We start from the raw sequence: 19,474 nt of genomic DNA, 5'->3' as shown, positions 1-19,474 counted from the left end.
CGGGGGCAGCATGTCGGGTTCCATCCTCTATATTCATGGCTTCAACAGCTCGCCGCTGTCGAAGAAGGCGCGCCAGCTCGAGGCGGTGATGCAGCGGCTCGGCCTGGCCGACCAACTGCGCGTCCCGGCCCTGCACCACCACCCGCGCCAGGCCATCGCCCAGCTGGAGGCCGCCATTGCCGAGCTCGGTGCCCCCTTGCTGGTCGGCAGCTCCCTCGGCGGCTACTATGCCACTCACCTTGCCGAGCGCCACGGCCTCAAGGCCCTGCTGGTCAACCCGGCGGTCGGCCCGCACCGCCTGTTCGACGGCTACCTCGGCACCCAGCGCAACCTTTATACCGATGAGGCCTGGGAGCTGACCCACGACCACGTGGACGCCCTGGCCGAACTGGAAGTGCCGCCGCCGCAGGACGCCGCCCGCTATCAAGTGTGGTTGCAGACCGCCGATGAAACACTGGACTATCGCCACGCCGAGCGCTATTACCGCGCTTGTGCCCTGCGTATCCAGGCCGGCGGCGACCACAGCTACCAGGGCTTCGCCGAACAGCTCCCGGCCCTGCTGGCCTTCGCCGGCATTGCCCGTGGGCAGTATGCGGCGCTGGATTTTTCTGTATTTTGACTTTTGCATTCACCAGACTGACGACGAGAACCCATGGCCAATCCCAGCGCTAGCGCCTATAACGCAGACGCCATCGAAGTCCTCTCGGGCCTTGACCCGGTCCGCAAGCGGCCGGGCATGTACACCGACACCAGCCGGCCCAACCACCTGGCCCAGGAAGTCATCGACAACAGCGTCGATGAAGCCCTGGCAGGCCACGCCCGCTCGGTGCAGGTGATCCTGCATGCCGACCACTCGCTGGAGGTCAGCGACGATGGCCGCGGCATGCCGGTGGACATCCACCCCGAGGAAGGCGTTTCCGGCGTCGAGCTGATCCTCACCAAGCTGCACGCCGGCGGCAAGTTCTCCAACAAGAACTACCAGTTCTCCGGCGGCCTGCATGGCGTCGGTATCTCGGTGGTCAACGCCCTGTCGAGCCAGGTGCGGGTGCGCGTGAAGCGCGACGGCAACGAGTACCAGATGACCTTCGCCGACGGCTTCAAGGCCAGCGAGCTGGAAGTGGTCGGCACCGTCGGCAAGCGCAACACCGGCACCAGCGTGTACTTCACCCCTGATCCGAAGTACTTCGACTCGCCGAAATTTTCCATCAGCCGCCTCAAGCATGTGCTCAAGGCCAAGGCCGTGCTGTGCCCGGGGCTGTCCATCAGCTTCGAGGACAAGGGCACCGGCGAGAAGGTCGAGTGGCACTACGAGGACGGCCTGCGTTCCTACCTGATCGACTCGGTCAGCGAGTACCTGCGCCTGCCTGACGAGCCATTCTGTGGCAGCCTGGCCGGCAACAAGGAAGCCGTGGACTGGGCCTTGCTGTGGCTGCCCGAAGGCGGCGACAGCATCCAGGAAAGCTACGTCAACCTGATCCCCACCGCCCAGGGCGGCACCCACGTCAACGGCCTGCGCCAGGGGCTGCTGGACGCCATGCGCGAATTCTGCGAGTTCCGCAACTTGCTGCCACGCGGGGTCAAGCTGGCGCCCGAGGACGTCTGGGAGCGCATCAGCTTCGTGCTGTCGATGAAGATGCAGGAGCCGCAGTTCTCCGGCCAGACCAAGGAGCGCCTGTCGTCCCGCGAGGCGGCGGCGTTCGTCTCCGGCGTGGTCAAGGACGCATTCAGCCTGTGGCTCAACGCCCATCCCGAGCTGGGCATGCAACTGGCCGAGCTGGCCATCAGCAATGCCGGCCGTCGCCTGAAAGCAAGCAAGAAGGTCGAGCGCAAGCGCATCACCCAGGGCCCGGCGCTGCCCGGCAAGCTGGCCGACTGCGCAGGCCAGGATCCGATGCGCGCCGAGCTGTTCCTGGTCGAGGGTGATTCCGCCGGCGGTTCGGCCAAGCAGGCGCGGGACAAGGAATTCCAGGCGATCCTGCCGCTGCGCGGCAAGATCCTCAACACCTGGGAAGTCGATGGCGGCGAAGTCCTGGCGAGCCAGGAAGTACACAACATCGCCGTGGCCATCGGTGTCGACCCGGGTGCCACCGACCTTTCGCAACTTCGCTACGGCAAGGTCTGCATCCTCGCCGACGCCGACTCCGACGGCCTGCACATCGCCACCCTGCTGTGCGCGCTGTTCGTCCAGCACTTCCGTCCGCTGGTCGAGGCCGGGCACGTCTACGTGGCCATGCCGCCGCTGTACCGCATCGACCTGGGCAAGGAGATCTACTACGCCCTGGACGAAGCCGAACGCGACGGCATCCTCGACCGTCTGGTCGCCGAGAAGAAGCGCGGCAAGCCGCAGGTCACCCGATTCAAGGGCCTGGGCGAGATGAACCCGCCGCAGCTGCGCGAGACCACCATGGACCCGAACACCCGGCGCCTGGTCCAGCTCACCCTGGACGACCTGCAGGGCACCACCGAGATCATGGACATGCTGTTGGCCAAGAAACGCGCCGGTGACCGCAAGAGCTGGCTGGAGACCAAAGGCAACCTGGCCGAGGTCCTGGTTTGATTCGTCCGCTGCTCATGGCCTGCCTGGCGCTGTTCGCCCTGCAGGCCCAGGCCGGCGACTGGCCGCAGCTCAAGCTCAGCGGCGAGCACGTGGTCGATGGCATGCGCGGCGGCAACCTGTCGGGCTTGGCCTGGTGTCGGGGGGCGTTGTGGGCGGTGTCCGACCGCGATGACGATCGCATCTACCGCCTGGACCAGGAGGGCGCGGCCTGGCAGGCCCAGCCGCTGACCTTCACCCCGCCGCCGGCCCCCGATACCGGGTTGCCCTGGGGGCTGAAGTCGCGCAACTGGGCGGCGTCGTATATTCGTGGCGGCGCGCTGGATTTCGAAGGCATCACCTGCGACCAGGCCGGCAACCTGTTCATCGTCAGCGAGGCCCAGGCCGCCGTGCTGCAACTGCCTGTGGACGGCGAGCCGGACTGGCTGCGGATCGACCAGGCCATGGTGCGCCAGGCGCGGGCCAGCGGCATGCTGCTGCATTTCAACGCCCTGTTCGAAGGGTTGGCGATCAACCCGGCGGGCGATCGCCTGTGGCTGGCCGCCGAGCGCGAGCGACGCGGGCTGCTCGCCGTGCAGCGCCAGCAATCGGTATGGACCTGCGGGCGCGGCTGCGTGCTGCTCAGTGAAGCCGGCGTGGAAATGCAGCCGCCGCAATTCCCCGAGGCACGCCCGGTTTCCCGCGACTTCGCCGACCTGGCCTGGTTCGAGGGCAAGCTGTTCACCCTCGAGCGCAACGCCTACCGTATTTGCCGGCGCGACGCCGACAGTGGCGCCGTGGAGCGCTGCTGGTCGTTCGCCGCCGACGCCCTGGTGGAATCGCGTCGCTATTCACAGCCCTATGGCCTGGCCGAGGCGCTGGTGATCGACAAGGACGGCGCCTGGATCGGCGTGGACAACAACGACCGGCCGCGGTCGGACGGTGAAACGCGGCCGGTCGTCTGGCGCTTCGGTGCGCCGGCCGGCGGCTGGAGCGCCAAGCCATGAGCCAGCCAGCGGGCAAGCGGGCGGGCAGGGTGCTGATGATCGTCGCCTGGGCGGCGGCGATGTTCCTGGCCACGCGCTTTTTCGGCCAATGGGAGGCGCGTCAGCAAAATCCCAACACCGTGGTGCAGAGCGAGCAGGGCGACGGCTTCGTCGAAGTACGCCTGCTGAGCAACGGCCAGGGCCATTTCGTCGCCGACGGCGCGATCAATGGCAGGGTGGTGCATTTCATGCTCGATACCGGCGCCACCGATGTGGCGATCCCCGAGGCGCTGGCCCGCGACCTGGACCTGGCCCGCGGCGCCCCGGTGCAACTGAGTACCGCCAATGGCCGCACCGAAGGCTACCGCACCCGGCTCGACAGCCTGCAGCTGGGTGATATCCACCTGCGCGACGTGCGCGCGCTGGTGGTGCCGGGCCTGGATGGCCAGGCCGTGCTGCTGGGCATGAGTGCCCTGAAACAACTTGAATTTACCCAGCGCGGCGGCACCATGCTGCTGCGCCAGAACCTGAAATGACGAGGCCCGCATGAGCGACTCACTCGAACTCAGCCTTGAAGGCGTCGAACGCCGTTCCCTGGCTGACTTCACCGAACAGGCCTACCTCAACTACTCCATGTACGTGATCATGGACCGTGCCCTGCCGCACATCGGCGACGGCCTCAAGCCGGTGCAGCGCCGCATCGTCTATGCCATGAGCGAGTTGGGGCTGGACGCCGACTCCAAGCACAAGAAGTCGGCGCGTACCGTCGGCGACGTGCTCGGCAAGTTCCACCCCCACGGCGACTCGGCGTGCTACGAGGCCATGGTGCTGATGGCCCAGCCGTTCAGCTACCGCTACACCCTGGTCGATGGCCAGGGCAACTGGGGTGCGCCGGACGATCCGAAGTCGTTCGCCGCCATGCGTTACACCGAGGCGCGCCTGTCGCGCTATTCCGAAGTGCTGCTCAGCGAGCTGGGCCAGGGTACCGTCGACTGGGTGCCGAACTTCGACGGTACCCTGCAGGAGCCGGCGGTGCTGCCGGCGCGTCTGCCGAACATCCTGCTCAACGGCACCACCGGCATCGCCGTGGGCATGGCCACCGACGTGCCGCCACACAACCTGCGGGAAGTGGCCAGCGCCTGCGTGCGCCTGCTCGACGAGCCCAAGGCCACCATCGAGCAGTTGTGTGAGCACATCCAGGGCCCGGACTACCCGACCGAGGCCGAGATCGTCACCCCCCGCGCCGATATCCTCAAGCTCTACGAGACCGGCAAGGGTTCGATCCGCATGCGCGCGGTGTACCGCGTCGAGGACGGCGACATTATCGTCACCGCGCTGCCGCACCAGGTCTCCGGGGCCAAGGTGCTGGAGCAGATCGCCGCGCAGATGCAGGCCAAGAAGCTGCCGATGGTCGCCGACCTGCGCGACGAGTCGGACCACGAGAACCCTTGCCGCATCGTCATCATCCCGCGTTCGAACCGCGTCGATGCCGCCGAGCTGATGCAGCACCTGTTCGCCACCACCGACCTCGAGAGCACCTACCGGGTCAACGTCAACATCATCGGCCTTGACGGCCGTCCGCAGCTGAAGAACCTGCGCGCGCTGCTGCTGGAGTGGCTGGAGTACCGGATCGGTACCGTCCGTCGCCGCCTGCAGCACCGCCTGGACAAGGTCGAGAAGCGCCTGCACCTGTTGGAAGGCTTGCTCACCGCGTTCCTCAACCTGGATGAAGTGATCCATATCATCCGCACCGAGGAGCACCCCAAGCAGGCCCTGATCGCCCGTTTCGACCTGACCGAGATCCAGGCCGACTACATCCTCGAGACCCGCCTGCGCCAGCTGGCCCGTCTGGAGGAGATGAAAATCCGTGGCGAGCAGGACGAGCTGCTCAAGGAACAGAAGCGCCTGACCACCCTGCTGGGCAGCGATGCCAAGCTGCGCAAGCTGGTGCGCAGCGAGCTGATCGAAGACGCCGAAACCTATGGCGACGACCGCCGCTCGCCGATCGTCGAGCGCGCCGAGGCCAAGGCCCTGTCGGAAAATGAGCTGATGCCGACCGAGCCGGTCACCGTGGTGCTGTCGGAGAAGGGCTGGGTGCGTTGCGCCAAGGGCCACGACATCGATGCCACCGGGCTTTCGTACAAGGCCGGTGACGGCTTCAAGGCCGCTGCCGCCGGACGCTCCAACCAATTCGCCGTGCTCATCGACTCCACCGGCCGCAGCTACTCACTGGCCGCCCACAGCCTGCCGTCGGCTCGTGGCCAGGGCGAGCCGCTGACCGGTCGCCTGACCCCGCCGCCCGGCGCCACCTTCGAGTGCGTGCTGCTGCCGGAGGACGACGCCCTTTACGTGGTGGCCTCCGACGCCGGCTACGGTTTCGTGGTCAAGGGTGAGGACCTGCAAGCCAAGAACAAGGCCGGCAAGGGTCTGCTCAGCCTGCCCAACGGCGCCAAGGTGATGACCCCGCGCCCGGTGGCCGACCGCGAGCAGGACTGGCTGGCCGCGGTGACCACCGAAGGCCGTCTGCTGGTGTTCAAGGTCGCCGACCTGCCGCAGCTGGGCAAGGGCAAGGGCAACAAGATCATCGGCGTGCCGGGCGACCGGGTGGCCAGTCGCGAAGAGTATGTGACCGACCTGGCGGTGATCAGCGAGGGCTCGACCCTTGTATTGCAGGCTGGCAAGCGTACCCTTTCCTTGAAGCCGGATGATCTCGAGCATTACAAGGGTGAACGGGGGCGTCGTGGTAGCAAATTGCCACGTGGCTTCCAGCGCGTCGACGGGCTGATGGTGGAAACCCCGGCCTGAGTGGATGGACCGTCTGCTGCGGCATTTTCGACGCCGCTTCAGGCGGAAATGCTGGAGTCTGGCGGTTATTTCACGGATGATAGTGCCCGCGTGGCGCCGGCGTGGCCGTGTGCCAGGATGAATCTACATGAGTATCACTGCGGTCAGTCTGGTGACGGCCGCCTGGATGGGATGAATGAAATTTCCGCGCCTTCCATTTGCGCTGCTGATGACTGGTTTGCTGGGCCTGAGCGGATGCAGCATGCATCAGCCGGTCGCCCTGTATCAGCTCGACAGTGGTGAACCCGGCCAGCCGACCCAGGCGGCGGGCATGGCGGTGGTGCTCGGCCCGGTATCGGTGGCCGACTACCTGCAACGCGAGACCTTTCTCCAGCGTCAGGCCGACGGCAGCCTGACGGCGGCCACCGATGGCCGCTGGGCCGGTAGCCTTTCGTCGGATATCGACCAGTTGCTGGTGCGCCAGCTGGCTTGGCGCCTGGACAGCCAGCGCGTGGTGTTGGCGCCGGCGAGCGCCGGCTTCACGCCGGACGTGCAGGTGCTGTTGTCGATCACCCGCCTGGACTCGGGCAAGAACCAGCCGGCGATCCTGGATGCCCAGTGGCGCGTGCTGGACCGCCGTGGCCAGGTGCGTGACAACCGTATCATCCACCTCGAGCAACCCCACGCGGGCACCGAGTCGGCGCAGGTCCAGGCCCAGGGGCAATTGCTGCAGAAGCTGGCCGAACAGCTGAGCACCGCGGTCAAGCCACTGGCCAATCAGCCGGCCATCGCCGAGGAGACGCCACGCAAGCAGGCGGCGCCGGTGCAGGTGAAGAAAGAGCCAGAGAAGCCGAAGATTCCAATGGCTTCGCCGATTCGTACCGATATGGAAGTGTTCCGCTTCTGATGTCCGCAGCCACAAAAAAGCCCGCAGCGATGCGGGCTTTTTTGTGGCTGTGTGCTCGGGACGACGTTATCGGATCGGCGTGGGAGCGGGCTTGCCCCGCGATAGGGCTTCCAAGACAGCAACATCGCCTGCCCCGACGCTATCGCGGGGCAAGCCCGCTCCCACGCAAATCCTGGATCAGTCGTCGCGCTCAGGCCCGCCGCTCATGCATCCGTGCCAGCTGGCGCTCCAGCATCGACGGGTAAGGCTCCATCAGGCGTTCGACACAGCAGGCGCCCTCGGGGCTTGCGATCGGCCGAATACGCGCACGCTGGCGCACAAGGGCGTCATCACTGATGCGGCGCTCGACCAGCAGCAGGTTGCGGCTGTGCTGCGACAGGGCCAGGGCGTCCTGGGCCTGCTCGGTCATCAGCAGGTCGACCTGATCCATGCCTTGCAGGTCGTCGGCCAGTACCAGGCCCAGTTGCAGTTGCAGGGTGATGCCGCTGTCGGCCACCTCGATCTGCAGGGCGTGGCCCAGGGCACGCAGCAGCTCGCCACAGCAGATGGCGTTGGTCAGGTAGTCCTCGCCGCAATCGCGGCTGTGGAACAACAGCAGGGTGCTGCCGTCGTTCAGGGTGTGGACTTCCCCTTCGTACAGCGAAGCGGCCTGGTCCAGGCAGTCGCGGTAGCGTTCCAGCAATTCGGTCAGGCGGGTGCGTGGCAGGCGGCGCAGTTGCTCCTGAGAGCCCAGCTGCACGGCCAGCACGGCACTGAACTGCGGCTCGTCGGACTCGACGATGACAGGCTTGGCCGGGGCGCTTTGCTCATCCATCAGGTCGGCGAAGGCGTCGTCGTCCTCGTCGTGATCGACAGTCTGTAGCGCCGCATTCGTCCGTGGGGCGAGCTTGGCAGCGGGCGCGTCGTCGAAATCGTCTTCCTCGTCTTCTTCCTCCGGCTCCGGTGGCGGCGGTGGGGCGAGGCGGGCGTGCAGCTGGCGCGCCAGGTCGCCGATTTCGTCCTGGCGGTCGGTGCCCGGCGTGTACGGGTGCGGGTCGCGCAACCAGACGCGCAGTTGCAGCAGCGGGGTCGAGATGAAGCGGCCCAGGCGCAGGCTGAGGGTCAGGGCAAGGGCCAGCAGGATCGCGGCGAGAATGCCCATGCTCTGCAGGCTGATCAGCATCGGCTGCTGGAACTGGCTCATGTCCAGGCTGATGCGCAGTTGACCGGCGGTCACGTCCTGGAAGGTGATCTTGGTCTGGTAGACCCCTTCGGTTTCGCCCAGCAGGCTGTTGCGCGGGCGCTGGCCGGCCTCGGCGAGGATGCGGTTGTCCACGCTGTAGATGGCCGCATGGGCCACCAGCGGGTTCTTCACCAGGTTGCCCAGCAGCACGTTGAGGCTGAGGATGTCGTTGGACACCAGCAGCTCGGTGGCCGAGGTGGCGGTCTGGGTGGTCAGGCTCTGGCCGACGGCATCGGCCTGCTCGTGCATGGCCTGCTTGAACTGCAGGCCCATCACGCAGGCGTAGATCACCAGGGCCAGGGCCACCAGGAAGATGTTATGGCTGGCAATGCGCAGGGCCAGTGGGATTCGGCGCTGGCTCAGGGCTCGGTAGATCATCAGGAAGAAGTTGTCGGGTTTTACGGGCGTGGGCCGGTTCACAGAGCTCGGCTCTTTATGGCGAGAAAGTTGCTGCGCAGTATAGCGATACGTGTTTTGTCGGCAAAGTATCGTTGGCGCCCGATGGTCATGGAAAATCGGTAGAATGCGCATTTTTCATCGAGTTGGAGCCCCGGTCTTGCGCGAAATCGTCCTGATCAACATCACTGGTGAAGACCGTCCGGGTCTCACTGCGGCCATCACCGGCGTCCTGCTCCAGGGCGGTGTGAACATTCTCGACATCGGCCTGGCGGTCATGCACGGCACCCTGTCGTTCGGCATCCTGGTCGATATCCCCGACAACGAAGTGGCCACCGCGCTGCTGCAGAGCGTGCAGTCCAAGGCTCACGAACTGGACTTGCAGGCCCGCTACACTCCCATTTCCGAGGCCGACTACCAGCACTGGGCCGACAGCCAGGGCGAGGCGCGCCATATCGTCACCCTGCTCAGCCGCCGGGTGACCCCGCAGCAGTTGCAGCGGGTCAGCGCGATCATCAGCCAGTATGGCCTGACCATCGAGCGCATCGAGCGGCTGTCCGCCCGCGTGGCGCTGGACGCCCCGACCGACAAGGGCAAGTCCGCGCTGGAAATTTCCGTGCGCGGCGAGGCCAGCGATGCCCAGGCCTTGCGCGCCGACTTCTTTGCGCTGTCCGAAGAGCTGAACATTGACATCGCTTTCCAGCGCGACGACCTGTTCCGCCGCAACCGCCGCCTGGCGGTGTTCGACATGGACTCGACCCTGATCGAGGCCGAAGTGATCGACGAGTTGGCCAAGGCCGCCGGCGTCGGCGAGCAGGTGGCGGCGATCACCGAGCGCGCCATGCGTGGCGAGCTGGATTTTCGCGCCAGCTTCAAGGAGCGCATGGCCTTGCTCAAGGGGCTGGACGTCAGCGTGCTCGACCAGATCGGCGCCTCGCTGCGCCTGACCGAGGGTGCCGAGCACCTGTTTGCCGAGCTCAAGCGCCTGGGCTACAAGACCGCCATCCTCTCCGGTGGCTTCACCTACTTTGCCAAGCAGGTGCAGGCGCGCCTGGGCATCGACTACGTGTTCGCCAATGAACTGGAGGTGGTCGACGGCAAGGTGACCGGCGTAGCCGTCGAGCCGATCGTCGATGCCCAGCGCAAGGCCGACCTGCTGCAGCAACTGGCCAGCGAGGAGGGCCTGCAGCTCGAGCAGACCATCGCCGTCGGTGATGGCGCCAACGACTTGCCGATGCTGTCCCTGGCCGGCCTGGGCGTGGCCTTCCGCGCCAAGCCGCTGGTGCGTCAGTCGGCCAAGCAGGCGATCTCGACGCTGGGCCTGGACGGCGTGCTGTACCTGCTCGGCGTGCGCGATCGCGAAGCGCGCGGCTGATCTTGAGCCCCGGGGCCGCGTTGCGGCCCTTTCGCGGCACAAGGCCGCTCCTACAGAAAGCCGCAATACCCTGTAGGAGCGGCCTTGTGCCGCGAAAGGGCTGCAACGCAGCCCCAATAAAAAGGCCCTGCATGATTCGCATCATGCAGGGCCTTTTGCTTACCGGATGCTCAGGCCTGGGTCGGCTGCGCCAGCAACTCACCCATGCGTACCGCAGAGCCGGCACCCAGGCTCTCGGCCCACTTCACCTGCTCCGGCCCGAACAGCACGATGGCGGTGGAACCCAGCTTGAAGCGACCCAGTTCGGCACCCTTTTCCAGGTGGATCGGCGCACGGCTGGCTTCGTCGTAGCGGAAGGTCTTCAGCTCGCGCTTCGGCGGCGTGACCAGGCCGGCCCAGACGGTCTCGATCGAGGCGACGATCATCGCGCCGACCAGCACCACGGCCATCGGCCCGCGCTCGGTGTCGAACAGGCAGACCACGCGCTCGTTGCGGGCGAACAGCTCAGGAACGTTTTCCGCGGTGGTCTGGTTGACCGAGAACAGCCGACCCGGCACATAGACCATCTCGCGCAGGGTACCGGCCAGCGGCATGTGCACGCGGTGGTAGTCCTTGGGCGACAGGTAGATGGTGGCGAACTCGCCGCCCATGAACGGTGCGGCCAGGGCCGGATCGCCGCCCAGCAGCTCCAGGGCGCTGTAGCCGTGGCCCTTGGCCTGGAAAATGCGGCCGTGCTCGATCGGGCCGAGCTGGCTGACGGCGCCATCGGCTGGGCAGAGGATCGCGCCGGGGGTTTCGTCCAGCGGACGGGCTCCCGGCTTGAGGGCGCGGGTGAAGAAGGCGTTGAAGTGCTCGTAGGCGCTGAGGTCTTCGACCAGTGCCTCGGACATGTTCACCTGGTAGCGCTTGGCGAACCAGGCGGTGAAGGCGTTCTTGAACCAGCGTGCGCGGCACTCGGCGACGCAGCCGGCGAGCCGCGACAACAGGTGGTGCGGCAGCAGGTACTGGCTGATGATGAACAAGCGGGATTTCATTGAGCGTCCTTAAACTTCGACGGGCGTGTCGGGGTGGTTGCCCCATTCGCCCCAGGAACCGGCATAGCCCTTCACCCGTGGATAGCCGAGGGCCTTGGCCACGAGGTAGGTGAAGCCGGAGCGGTGGTGGGTCTGGCAGTGGGTGATCACTTCCTTGTCGGGGGTGATCCCCAGGTTTTGCAGGACTTCGGCGATGTCCTTGCGGATGCGCAGGTGGTTGTTGAGGTCCATGCCGGCGGTCCACTCGAAGTTGATCGCGCCGGGGATGTGCCCGCCCTTGGCCGCCAGGACTTTCTCGCCGCTGTATTCCAGCGGCCCGCGGGCGTCCCAGATGACCAGGTCGGCGGCGCCCAGGCGGCTCTGCAGGTACTCGCGGGTGGCGGTGGGTTCGCCATGCAGGTGCAGGTTCACCGGGCCGCCGGCGACTTCAGGCGTGTCAGTGGACAGCTTGTCCGCCGGCCAGGCCTGGATGCCACCGTTCAGGTAGTGGTAACCCTTGTGGCCGATGACGTCGAGCAGCCAGATGAAGCGCCCGGCCCAGCCGCCGCCCTCGTCGTCGTAGACCACGTAGACCGCATCGTCGCGGTGGCCGAGTTCACCGAACAGCTTTTCCAGGTCTGCCCGGGCCGGCAGCAGGCCGGGGGCCGGGGGCTGGCCCAACTGGGTGCGTTTCGGGTCGACGAAGCGGGCTCCGGGGATATGCCCGCTGCCATAGCGGTTGGCGCTGGTCAGGTCGACCAGGATCAGCCGTGGCGAATCCAGGCGCGGCAGCAGGTCCTCGGCTTCGATCACCAGGGGCAGGCCGGAAAAGTCAGTCATCCACGTTCTCCAGGGTGGAAAGAGGGGCGATTGTAGCGCAAGGGTCAGGCATTGCGGGTGGCAAACACGGCCAGGGCGCGTTCCACGCATTGCGCGGTCTTGCCGAACGCCTGCACGCTGACGTCGGCCAGCGGCTTGCCGTCCTGGTCGGCCACTGCCAGCATCAGTACCTGGTCACCCACCGCCAGCGAGCGCAGCAACAGGTGCTCGCCGCGGAAGAAGGCGCGCAGCGGTGCCGGCAGCAGGGCGCTGAACTGGGCATGATTGTCGGGCGTCAGGCGCAGTTGCCCGGCTTTTGCCATCAACTTTTGCAACAATTTGTTCTGCGCAACGGGCAACGCCATGGCGGCAGCCTCGCGTGGCAGGCCGGCGGTCTGCTGCACGCGCAGGTAATCAGTGGCCTTGTCCAGGCTCAGCAGCATGATGCGCTGCATGCCGCAGGCCAGCAGGGCGTCGCGGGCCTGGGTGGCCAGGTGCACGGCGTTGCTGAACGGGCTGGGCTGGGCCAGCAGTTCCTGGCACAGCGCGCGCCAGCGGCCGAGGTCCTCGGTACTGGGTGGCGGCGGGGTGAGCATGTCCGGGTGCGGCCGGCGCTGGTGCCAGGGCCAGATCAGCGCCTCGGCCGGGTGGAACAGCGCATGCCGGGCGTGATGGCGGGCACTGGCCGCGGCCTGCTGGTGGACCTGCTGCTGGACATCGTCCAGGGTGGTCTGCAGGTACAGCGCGGTGAGCAACTGCCAGCGCAGCAGGTGCGGGTTGTCCCAGCCCACCTGGGCGGCCAGGGCCAGGCCGTTGGCCAGCAGCACGGTGTTGGGCGGCTGGTTGAACCAGCGGCGCAGGGCCGGCTCGTCGTCCAGGCGCTGCTGCTGGGCCAGCGGGTCCTGCTCGCGGGCGATGTTCAGCACCAGGGCGAGTTGTTCGCGCTCTTCAAGCAGCAGGCGGTAGCCCTGGATGACCCACTCGGGTAGGCGCCAGTGTTCGGCCAGGCTTCGGCACAGTTGCATCAGGCGCACGCCGAACAATTCCTGCTCGACCACGGCGGCGTCCTCGCCCTTGTGGATGACCCGTAGCTCCCAGGTGTCGAGCAGCTTGGGGTAAGCCAGCGCCAGAGGCCACAGCGGCGAGAGGAACAGCAGGCTGCCCCAGTGAATCTCCTGCCAAAGCCGCGCCAGGCGGCTGGCGAACAGGCCGTTGGCCTGCTGGGTGGCGTGCTGGCTGATCAACAGGAACTGGCGCAGCACCGGCGGGATCTCGTCGCCCGGCATTGCTGGCAGGCGGGCCAGCAACTGGCTGGTGCGGGCCAGGCCAAGGCGGTTGAGGGCAATTTCCAGGCTTTCGGCCGGCTCCGCCTGGCTCGCGTTGGCCGAATGATTGGCCTCGCGCATCACGCACAGCACCAGTGCGGGGCTGTCCTGCATCAGTTCGGCGATGTCGCGCAGGGAGCGGCGGCTGTCGTTGATGGCCTGTAGAACACGGTCGTGGCTGTCTTTCGGCACCGGTACTCGATTCCCGTCGAGCAGCTTTATCCAGGCCTCTAGACTCGACGGAACCTGACTTGGCACCTTGGTTTCACTTGGCATATTGACATCAGTCCGAACTGGCTTTTCGCAATGAGTGGCTATAGTCTGGCGCAGTTCTGCCGATAAGTAGAAGAAGAGTTTTCAAGCTTCCGTTCCCTACCCTGACCACGACAGCAAGTGCTTCCAACTTATGGCTAAAATTATCGGCATCATCGTCGTATTCGCGAGCGTGCTCGGCGGCTACGTGCTTTCCCACGGCAAGATCGCGGCATTGATCCAGCCGTTCGAAGTGCTGATCATCGGCGGCGCGGCCTTTGGTGCGTTCCTCCAGGCCAACCCTGGTTACATGACCATGCATGTAATCAAGAAGTCGCTGAAGATGTTCGGCACCCGCTTCACCCACACCTTCTACCTCGAAGTGCTGGGCCTGGTGTACGAGATCCTCAACAAGAGCCGTCGTGAAGGCATGATGGCCATCGAGGGTGACATCGAGGACGCCGCGGCCAGCCCGATCTTTGCCAAGTACCCGGCCGTGCTGGGCGATGAGCGCATGACCGCGTTCATCTGCGACTACCTGCGGATCATGTCCACCGGCAACATGGCGCCCCATGAGCTCGAAGGCCTGTTCGACATGGAGCTGCTGAGCATGAAGGAAGAGCTGGAGCACCCGTCCCACGCGGTGACCGGCATCGCCGACGGCATGCCCGGCTTCGGTATCGTCGCGGCGGTACTGGGTATCGTGGTGACCATGGCCTCGCTGGGCGACGGCGACCAGAAGTCCATCGGCCTGCACGTGGGCGCGGCGCTGGTCGGTACCTTCTTCGGTATTCTCGCCGCCTATGGCTTCTTCGGCCCGCTGGCCAACGCCCTGCGCCACGATGCGAAAGAGGAACTGAACGTCTACGAGGCGATCAAGGCCTCGCTGGTGGCCTCGGCCTCTGGCATGCCGCCGTCGCTGGCGGTCGAGTTCGGTCGCAAGGTGCTGTACCCGGCGCACCGCCCGAGCTTTGCCGAGCTGGAACAAGCAGTACGCGGTCGCTAAGCCATGGAGAACAATCAGCCCATCATCGTCAAGCGCGTCAAGCGCTTTGGCGACGGCCATCACGGCGGCGCCTGGAAAATCGCCTTCGCCGACTTCGCCACGGCGATGATGGCGTTCTTCCTGGTGCTCTGGCTGCTGTCGACGGCCACGCCCGAGCAGAAGATCGCCATCGCCGGTTACTTCAAGGACCCGATCGGTTTCTCCGAGAGCGGCACGCCCTACATCATCGACCTGGGCGGCTCGCCGCAACTGGCGCCGGAAAAGACCATCAACCCGGAAGTGAAGTCCGAGCCGACCCCTGACACCAGCCTGCAGCTGGACAAGGACAAGGTCGAGACCATGGCCGAGCAGGTCGAGCGCGAGCGCCTCGAGCTCTTGCTGCAGGAGTTGCAGAACAAGGTCGAGGAAAACCCGCAGCTGCAGAAGTTCAAGGACCAGATCCTGTTCGAGATCACCCAGGACGGTCTGCGCATCCAGATCATGGACGCCGAGAACCGGCCGATGTTCGACCTGGGTAGCGCACGCCTGCAGCCGTATTTCGAGGACATCCTGCTGGCCATGGCCGACACCATCAAGGCGGTGCCGAACAAGATCAGCATCAGTGGCCACACCGACGCCAAGCCGTATTCCGGCACCGGCGACTTCGGCAACTGGGAACTGTCGGCCAACCGTGCCAACGCCGCGCGTCGGGCCCTGGTTGCTGGCGGCTATCCGGACGAGCAGGTGGCGCGGGTGGTCGGCTATGCCTCGTCGTCGCTGTTCGACCGGGCCAATCCGTTCAACCCGGTCAACCGCCGCATCGATATCATCGTCCTGACCAAGAAGGCCCAGCGTGATATCGAGGGTGAGCAGGGTGCGCCGGAGGCTACGCCACCGGCCACTGCAACGCCGCCTGCGGACGCTGCACCGGGGGCCTCCGCGGCGCCGAGCGATGCGCCTATGCAGCCGCGCGAACTGCGCCAGAAGCTGAACATCTTCGAGGATGGCGTGTTGAAGATGGATGAGGCCAAGGACCAGTAAATGAAAGGGGCCGCTTAGCGGCCCTTTTTCATTGCCAGCACCACGTTCAGCGTGGGAGCGGGCTTGCCCCGCGATGAGTCAATTGCAGGCAGTGCAAGTCAGTTGCTCCCACAAGCCTGCCCTGGCGCGCTCAGAAGCCCCGCCTGATCTTGGCCTTGAGATCGGCGTGAAAGAAATCCGCGTTATCCCTGTCCGACAGGCTCCCGGGTCCGGTCATCGAGGCCATGGCGCGGCCAAAGGTCTGCTCGTCATGGTAGGCCCGCACGAACAGCTCGATATGTTCCCGCTCGCGCATTGCTGGCCACCTGCCCAGGCACTCCGGCAGCTCGCCGCTGCCCGCGTGATAGAAACTCACCCGACGATTGGCCATGGCCGCGGCGCCCAACAGCCAGGTCGTCCACCAGTCGTCGACGGTGTGCTCGGACAGCACGCCGATCCAGTGGGTGGCATCGGCCATGTGCTGGCAGAAGCCGCCATGCAGGTCGTCCAGGGTCTGCCCTTCACTGTCGAAGGGCACCAGTTGGGTGGGAATGCCTTCGAGCAGGAGGCGTTCATTGAGGATGAAGGCATCGAGCCGCTCATCCCGGCGGTAACTGATGAATACCGGCATCCTTGTTGCCCTCCCTGATCAATACCGACGACAAGTCATGACGATCAGGGAAAGCAGGGGTAGGGACAATAGGTGACTGCGAAACCGGAACGGTCCTACCTAGCGCGGTAATATTTCCTACAGTCTAGGTAGGCAAACCTGCCCAATCAGTAGGTATCTTCCGGCAGGCTGGCGATGATCGAGCGGTAGCTGTTCATCCGCTGCTGGGTGACGCTGCCGTCCTCCAACGCCTTGAGCAGGGCACAACCGGGCTCGCGATCATGCTTGCAGTCGCGAAAGCGACAGTGGCCGATCAGTTCGCGGAATTCGATGAAACCATCCTCCACGTCGTCGCGGCTGACGTGCATCAGGCCGAACTCGCGGATGCCTGGCGAGTCGATCAGGTCACCGCCGTTGGGGAAGTGGTACAGCCGTGCGGTGGTGGTGGTATGCGTGCCCTGGCCGGACCACTCCGACAGGTCGCCGACCCGGGTACCGGCCTCGGGCAGCAGGCTGTTGACCAGCGAGGACTTGCCCACGCCGGATTGACCGACGAACACGCTGATATGGCCGTCGAGGGTTTCCTGCAGGCGTTGCATGCCATCGCCGTGGTGGGCCGAGACTTCCAGCAGCGGGTAGCCCAGGCCGCGGTAGACTTCCAGCATCGCGTGGAGGGTCGGACCGTTCTCGTCATTGATCAGGTCGGCCTTGTTCAGCAGCAGCAGCGGGCGGATGCCGGCATGCTCGGCGGCCACCAGGTAGCGGTCGATCAGGTTGGGGTGCGGCTCGGGCGCCGGGGCGAAGACAATGACGATCAGGTCGACGTTGGCCGCCACCGGCTTGAGCTGGCCGTGGTTGTTTGGCCGGCAAAGCTCGGTGCTGCGTGGCATCTGCGCGACGATCACGCCGATGCCCTGGTTGCCGGCGCGCCAGACCACGCGATCGCCGGTGACCAGCGCCGGCAGGTTGGCCCGCAGGTGGCAGCGGAAGACCTGACCGGCGGCCTCGCCGTCCTGGGCCTCGACCTCGACCTGCACGCCGAAGTGGGCGATCACCAGACCCAGCTGTTCCGGCCCCAGATCGCCACCCTCCAGCTCCTGCAGCACGTGCTGCTCGCGTTTGGCGGCGCGGGCGGCGCGCTCGCCCTGGATCTTTTCGATGCGCCAGTTCTGGCGGCGGTTGAGCTGGCGTTTGGCCATGAGGGTTCCGTGTCGGCGGGGCAGAAAGAAAACGGCGGGCAGTTTAGCACGGCGCGCCCACGAGCCGCCCCGCTAGGCTAATATGACGGGCTATTCGAGGAGCCTTTTCATGCAGAACCCACAGAACCTGATCTGGATCGATCTGGAGATGACCGGCCTGGACCCGGACAACGACGTCATCATCGAGATGGCCACCATCGTCACCGATAGCGAGCTGAACACCCTGGCCGAAGGCCCGGTGATCGCCATTCACCATAGCGACGAAGTGTTGGCGCGCATGGACGAGTGGAACACCCGCACCCACGGCGCCTCGGGCCTGACCCAGCGCGTGCGTGAGAGCAAGGTGAGCATGGCCGAGGCCGAGGCGCAGACCATCGCTTTCCTCGAGCAGTGGGTGCCGAAGGGCAAGTCGCCGATCTGTGGCAACAGCATCTGCCAGGACCGCCGTTTCCTCTATCGCCACATGCGCGAGCTGGAAAACTACTTCCACTATCGCAACCTCGATGTGTCCACGCTCAAGGAGCTGGCCGCGCGCTGGGCGCCGGAAGTGCGTGACAGCTTCAAGAAGGGCAGCACCCATCTGGCGCTGGACGATATTCGCGAGTCGATTGGCGAGCTGCGTCACTATCGCGAGCATTTCATCAAGGTCTGACCTTGCCGTGCGCCGACGATCGTCGGCGCGCCCCCTTTTGGTGCCCCGCGCGACTGGGTAGACTGCGCGCCTTTCCCGCACGGACCTGCACCATGTTGCTGATGCTCTACCTCATCGCCATCACCGCTGAAGCCATGACTGGCGCCCTGTCCGCCGGCCGTCGCGGCATGGACTGGTTCGGCGTGGTGCTGATCGCCTGTGTCACCGCGCTGGGTGGCGGCTCGGTGCGCGACGTGCTGCTCGGGCACTACCCGCTGACCTGGGTGAAGCACCCGGAGTACCTGGTGCTGACCAGCTTCGCGGCGCTGCTGACGATTTTCATCGCGCCCTTGATGCGGCATTTGCGGTCGCTGTTCCTGGTGCTCGATGCCCTGGGGCTGGTGGCGTTTACCCTGATCGGCTGCATGACCGCGCTGGAGATGGGGCAGGGGTTCCTGGTCGCTTCGATCAGCGGGGTGATTACCGGGGTGTTTGGCGGCATCCTGCGGGATATCTTCTGCAACGATATTCCGTTGGTGTTTCGGCGTGAGCTCTATGCCAGTGTGTCGTTTGCGGCGGCTTGGTTTTATCTTGGGTGTGTTTACTTCAAGGTGCCGGCGGAGCAGGCCATGTTGCTGACATTGTTTGGTGGTTTTCTGGTGCGGTTGTTGGCGATTCGGTTTCATTGGGAGATGCCGAAGTTTCATTACAACGATCAACAATAGATATAGCGCTGCGCTCTGAGGTGTTCAGTTGTTCTTGTGGGAGCCTGTTTGCCGGCAAGAGCATATAACTGTAGCTATACTGCCAGTGCCCCGATAATTGGCTCATGCCCGTTGATCTTGATCTTGATCTTGCTTCTAAGCGCGCGATAGTTCAGGCGCCGCCAATTGCGACTTCAGGAGCAAGAACGGAGCGAGGGAACCCCGGAGCGAAGCGTAGGGGCCGGATGAATGGAGCGAGGATTTTTTGGTTCCTTTTTGATCCTTCAAAAAGGGACCCGCCGTAAGGGCGGAAAGGTGACTTTGCGTCACTATCGCAAATGAATGCGCATATAACTTTCAAAACACACTCTCTCAAAGTCAAAGTCAAAGTCAAAGTCAAATGCGATCGGCGTGCGTTTTCATAGTTGTAAGCGCATTCATTAGCTATAATGACGCACAGTCACCCTTTCGCCCCCCGGCGAGTCACTTTTTGTCAAACGCGACAAAAAGTAACCAAAAAACGCTGCGCTCCATTCATCCGGCCCTACGCTTCGCTCCGGGTCCCCTCACTCCGGCCTTGCTCCCGGGAGGACCGCGCTGCAGGGCCCATCCTGGGCCCCAGCGCTTGACGGGCATCCATGCCCGTCACCTCCCTCCGCAAGGCCTGCGTTCGGCCTCCTGAAGTCGCGAAGGTACGGGCGGCGCCTGGGCTG

At 65.3% G+C, this 19,474-nt stretch carries 17 protein-coding genes; 11 read left to right on the top strand and 6 right to left on the bottom strand.

Annotation, left to right across the window (positions count from 1 at the left end; translation table 11 throughout):
* Positions 1 to 10 precede the first annotated feature (10 nt).
* The 6 genes from VUG52_RS24545 (at position 11) to VUG52_RS24520 (ending at position 7,210) form a co-directional block, all read left to right on the top strand.
* On the top strand, positions 11 to 619 hold the full coding sequence (locus VUG52_RS24545) for a YqiA/YcfP family alpha/beta fold hydrolase (RefSeq protein WP_186716228.1): 609 nt from the start codon (positions 11 to 13) through the stop codon (positions 617 to 619).
* 33 nt (positions 620 to 652) lie between these two features.
* A complete protein-coding gene (gene parE / locus VUG52_RS24540; protein ID WP_331832201.1) occupies positions 653 to 2,557 on the top strand; it encodes a DNA topoisomerase IV subunit B in 1,905 nt (634 codons plus the stop codon).
* Complete coding sequence (locus VUG52_RS24535; RefSeq protein WP_050707171.1) at positions 2,554 to 3,540, top strand: esterase-like activity of phytase family protein; 987 nt, start codon at positions 2,554 to 2,556, stop codon at positions 3,538 to 3,540. Before parE ends, VUG52_RS24535 begins: the two co-directional genes overlap by 4 nt.
* Positions 3,537 to 4,055 (top strand): retropepsin-like aspartic protease family protein, encoded by a 519-nt coding sequence (locus VUG52_RS24530; RefSeq protein ID WP_050707170.1) that lies wholly within the window; start codon positions 3,537 to 3,539, stop codon positions 4,053 to 4,055. The genes VUG52_RS24535 and VUG52_RS24530 overlap by 4 nt, the downstream gene beginning before the upstream one ends.
* Before the next feature lie 10 nt (positions 4,056 to 4,065).
* Positions 4,066 to 6,324: a DNA topoisomerase IV subunit A gene (parC, locus tag VUG52_RS24525; protein ID WP_050707169.1), complete on the top strand. Its 2,259-nt coding sequence runs from the start codon at positions 4,066 to 4,068 to the stop codon at positions 6,322 to 6,324.
* Positions 6,325 to 6,499: 175 nt separating this feature from the next.
* Positions 6,500 to 7,210: a PqiC family protein gene (locus VUG52_RS24520; protein ID WP_050707168.1), complete on the top strand. Its 711-nt coding sequence runs from the start codon at positions 6,500 to 6,502 to the stop codon at positions 7,208 to 7,210.
* 190 nt (positions 7,211 to 7,400) lie between these two features.
* Here VUG52_RS24520 and VUG52_RS24515 read toward each other — a convergent pair whose 3' ends face one another.
* A complete protein-coding gene (locus VUG52_RS24515) occupies positions 7,401 to 8,852 on the bottom strand; it encodes a histidine kinase (protein WP_050707167.1) in 1,452 nt (483 codons plus the stop codon).
* Between the two features lie 136 nt (positions 8,853 to 8,988).
* Here VUG52_RS24515 and serB point away from each other — a divergent pair, with 136 nt between their 5' ends.
* Positions 8,989 to 10,203 (top strand): phosphoserine phosphatase SerB, encoded by a 1,215-nt coding sequence (serB, locus tag VUG52_RS24510; RefSeq protein ID WP_050707166.1) that lies wholly within the window; start codon positions 8,989 to 8,991, stop codon positions 10,201 to 10,203.
* Between the two features lie 170 nt (positions 10,204 to 10,373).
* Here the strand turns inward: serB and asd are convergent, their stop codons facing one another.
* Genes asd through VUG52_RS24495 form a run of 3 tightly spaced genes read right to left on the bottom strand, consistent with a single transcriptional unit; the run spans position 10,374 to position 13,636 of the window.
* Positions 10,374 to 11,237, bottom strand: a complete 864-nt coding sequence (asd, locus tag VUG52_RS24505; protein WP_028688274.1) for an archaetidylserine decarboxylase — start codon at positions 11,235 to 11,237, stop codon at positions 10,374 to 10,376.
* Positions 11,238 to 11,246: 9 nt separating this feature from the next.
* Positions 11,247 to 12,056 (bottom strand): thiosulfate sulfurtransferase, encoded by an 810-nt coding sequence (gene rhdA / locus VUG52_RS24500; RefSeq protein ID WP_050707165.1) that lies wholly within the window; start codon positions 12,054 to 12,056, stop codon positions 11,247 to 11,249.
* A gap of 44 nt (positions 12,057 to 12,100) precedes the next feature.
* Positions 12,101 to 13,636 (bottom strand): HDOD domain-containing protein, encoded by a 1,536-nt coding sequence (locus VUG52_RS24495; protein ID WP_050707164.1) that lies wholly within the window; start codon positions 13,634 to 13,636, stop codon positions 12,101 to 12,103.
* A gap of 130 nt (positions 13,637 to 13,766) precedes the next feature.
* On the opposite strand from VUG52_RS24495, the gene motA reads away from it, so the two are divergent.
* Complete coding sequence (motA, locus tag VUG52_RS24490; protein WP_023630652.1) at positions 13,767 to 14,618, top strand: flagellar motor stator protein MotA; 852 nt, start codon at positions 13,767 to 13,769, stop codon at positions 14,616 to 14,618.
* 3 nt (positions 14,619 to 14,621) lie between these two features.
* Positions 14,622 to 15,638 carry a flagellar motor protein MotB gene (gene motB / locus VUG52_RS24485; RefSeq protein ID WP_050707163.1) on the top strand — a complete coding sequence of 339 codons (1,017 nt, stop codon included), beginning with the start codon at positions 14,622 to 14,624 and terminating at the stop codon, positions 15,636 to 15,638.
* Between the two features lie 130 nt (positions 15,639 to 15,768).
* Here motB and VUG52_RS24480 read toward each other — a convergent pair whose 3' ends face one another.
* Positions 15,769 to 16,248 carry a molecular chaperone Tir gene (locus VUG52_RS24480; RefSeq protein WP_262951316.1) on the bottom strand — a complete coding sequence of 160 codons (480 nt, stop codon included), beginning with the start codon at positions 16,246 to 16,248 and terminating at the stop codon, positions 15,769 to 15,771.
* Positions 16,249 to 16,394: 146 nt separating this feature from the next.
* Positions 16,395 to 17,426, bottom strand: coding sequence for a small ribosomal subunit biogenesis GTPase RsgA (gene rsgA / locus VUG52_RS24475; RefSeq protein WP_050707162.1), 1,032 nt, complete (start codon positions 17,424 to 17,426; stop codon positions 16,395 to 16,397).
* Positions 17,427 to 17,535: 109 nt separating this feature from the next.
* Here rsgA and orn point away from each other — a divergent pair, with 109 nt between their 5' ends.
* Together orn and VUG52_RS24465 are read left to right on the top strand one after the other, a co-directional pair.
* On the top strand, positions 17,536 to 18,078 hold the full coding sequence (gene orn, locus VUG52_RS24470; protein WP_028688268.1) for an oligoribonuclease: 543 nt from the start codon (positions 17,536 to 17,538) through the stop codon (positions 18,076 to 18,078).
* A 92-nt stretch (positions 18,079 to 18,170) separates the two neighbouring features.
* A complete protein-coding gene (locus VUG52_RS24465) occupies positions 18,171 to 18,782 on the top strand; it encodes a trimeric intracellular cation channel family protein (RefSeq protein ID WP_023630647.1) in 612 nt (203 codons plus the stop codon).
* Positions 18,783 to 19,474: the final 692 nt, after the last annotated feature.

This window comes from Pseudomonas sp. LH21, from assembly GCF_036549575.1.
GTDB lineage: Bacteria > Pseudomonadota > Gammaproteobacteria > Pseudomonadales > Pseudomonadaceae > Aquipseudomonas > Aquipseudomonas peradeniyensis.
This window is presented reverse-complemented; position numbering and strand designations above follow the sequence as displayed.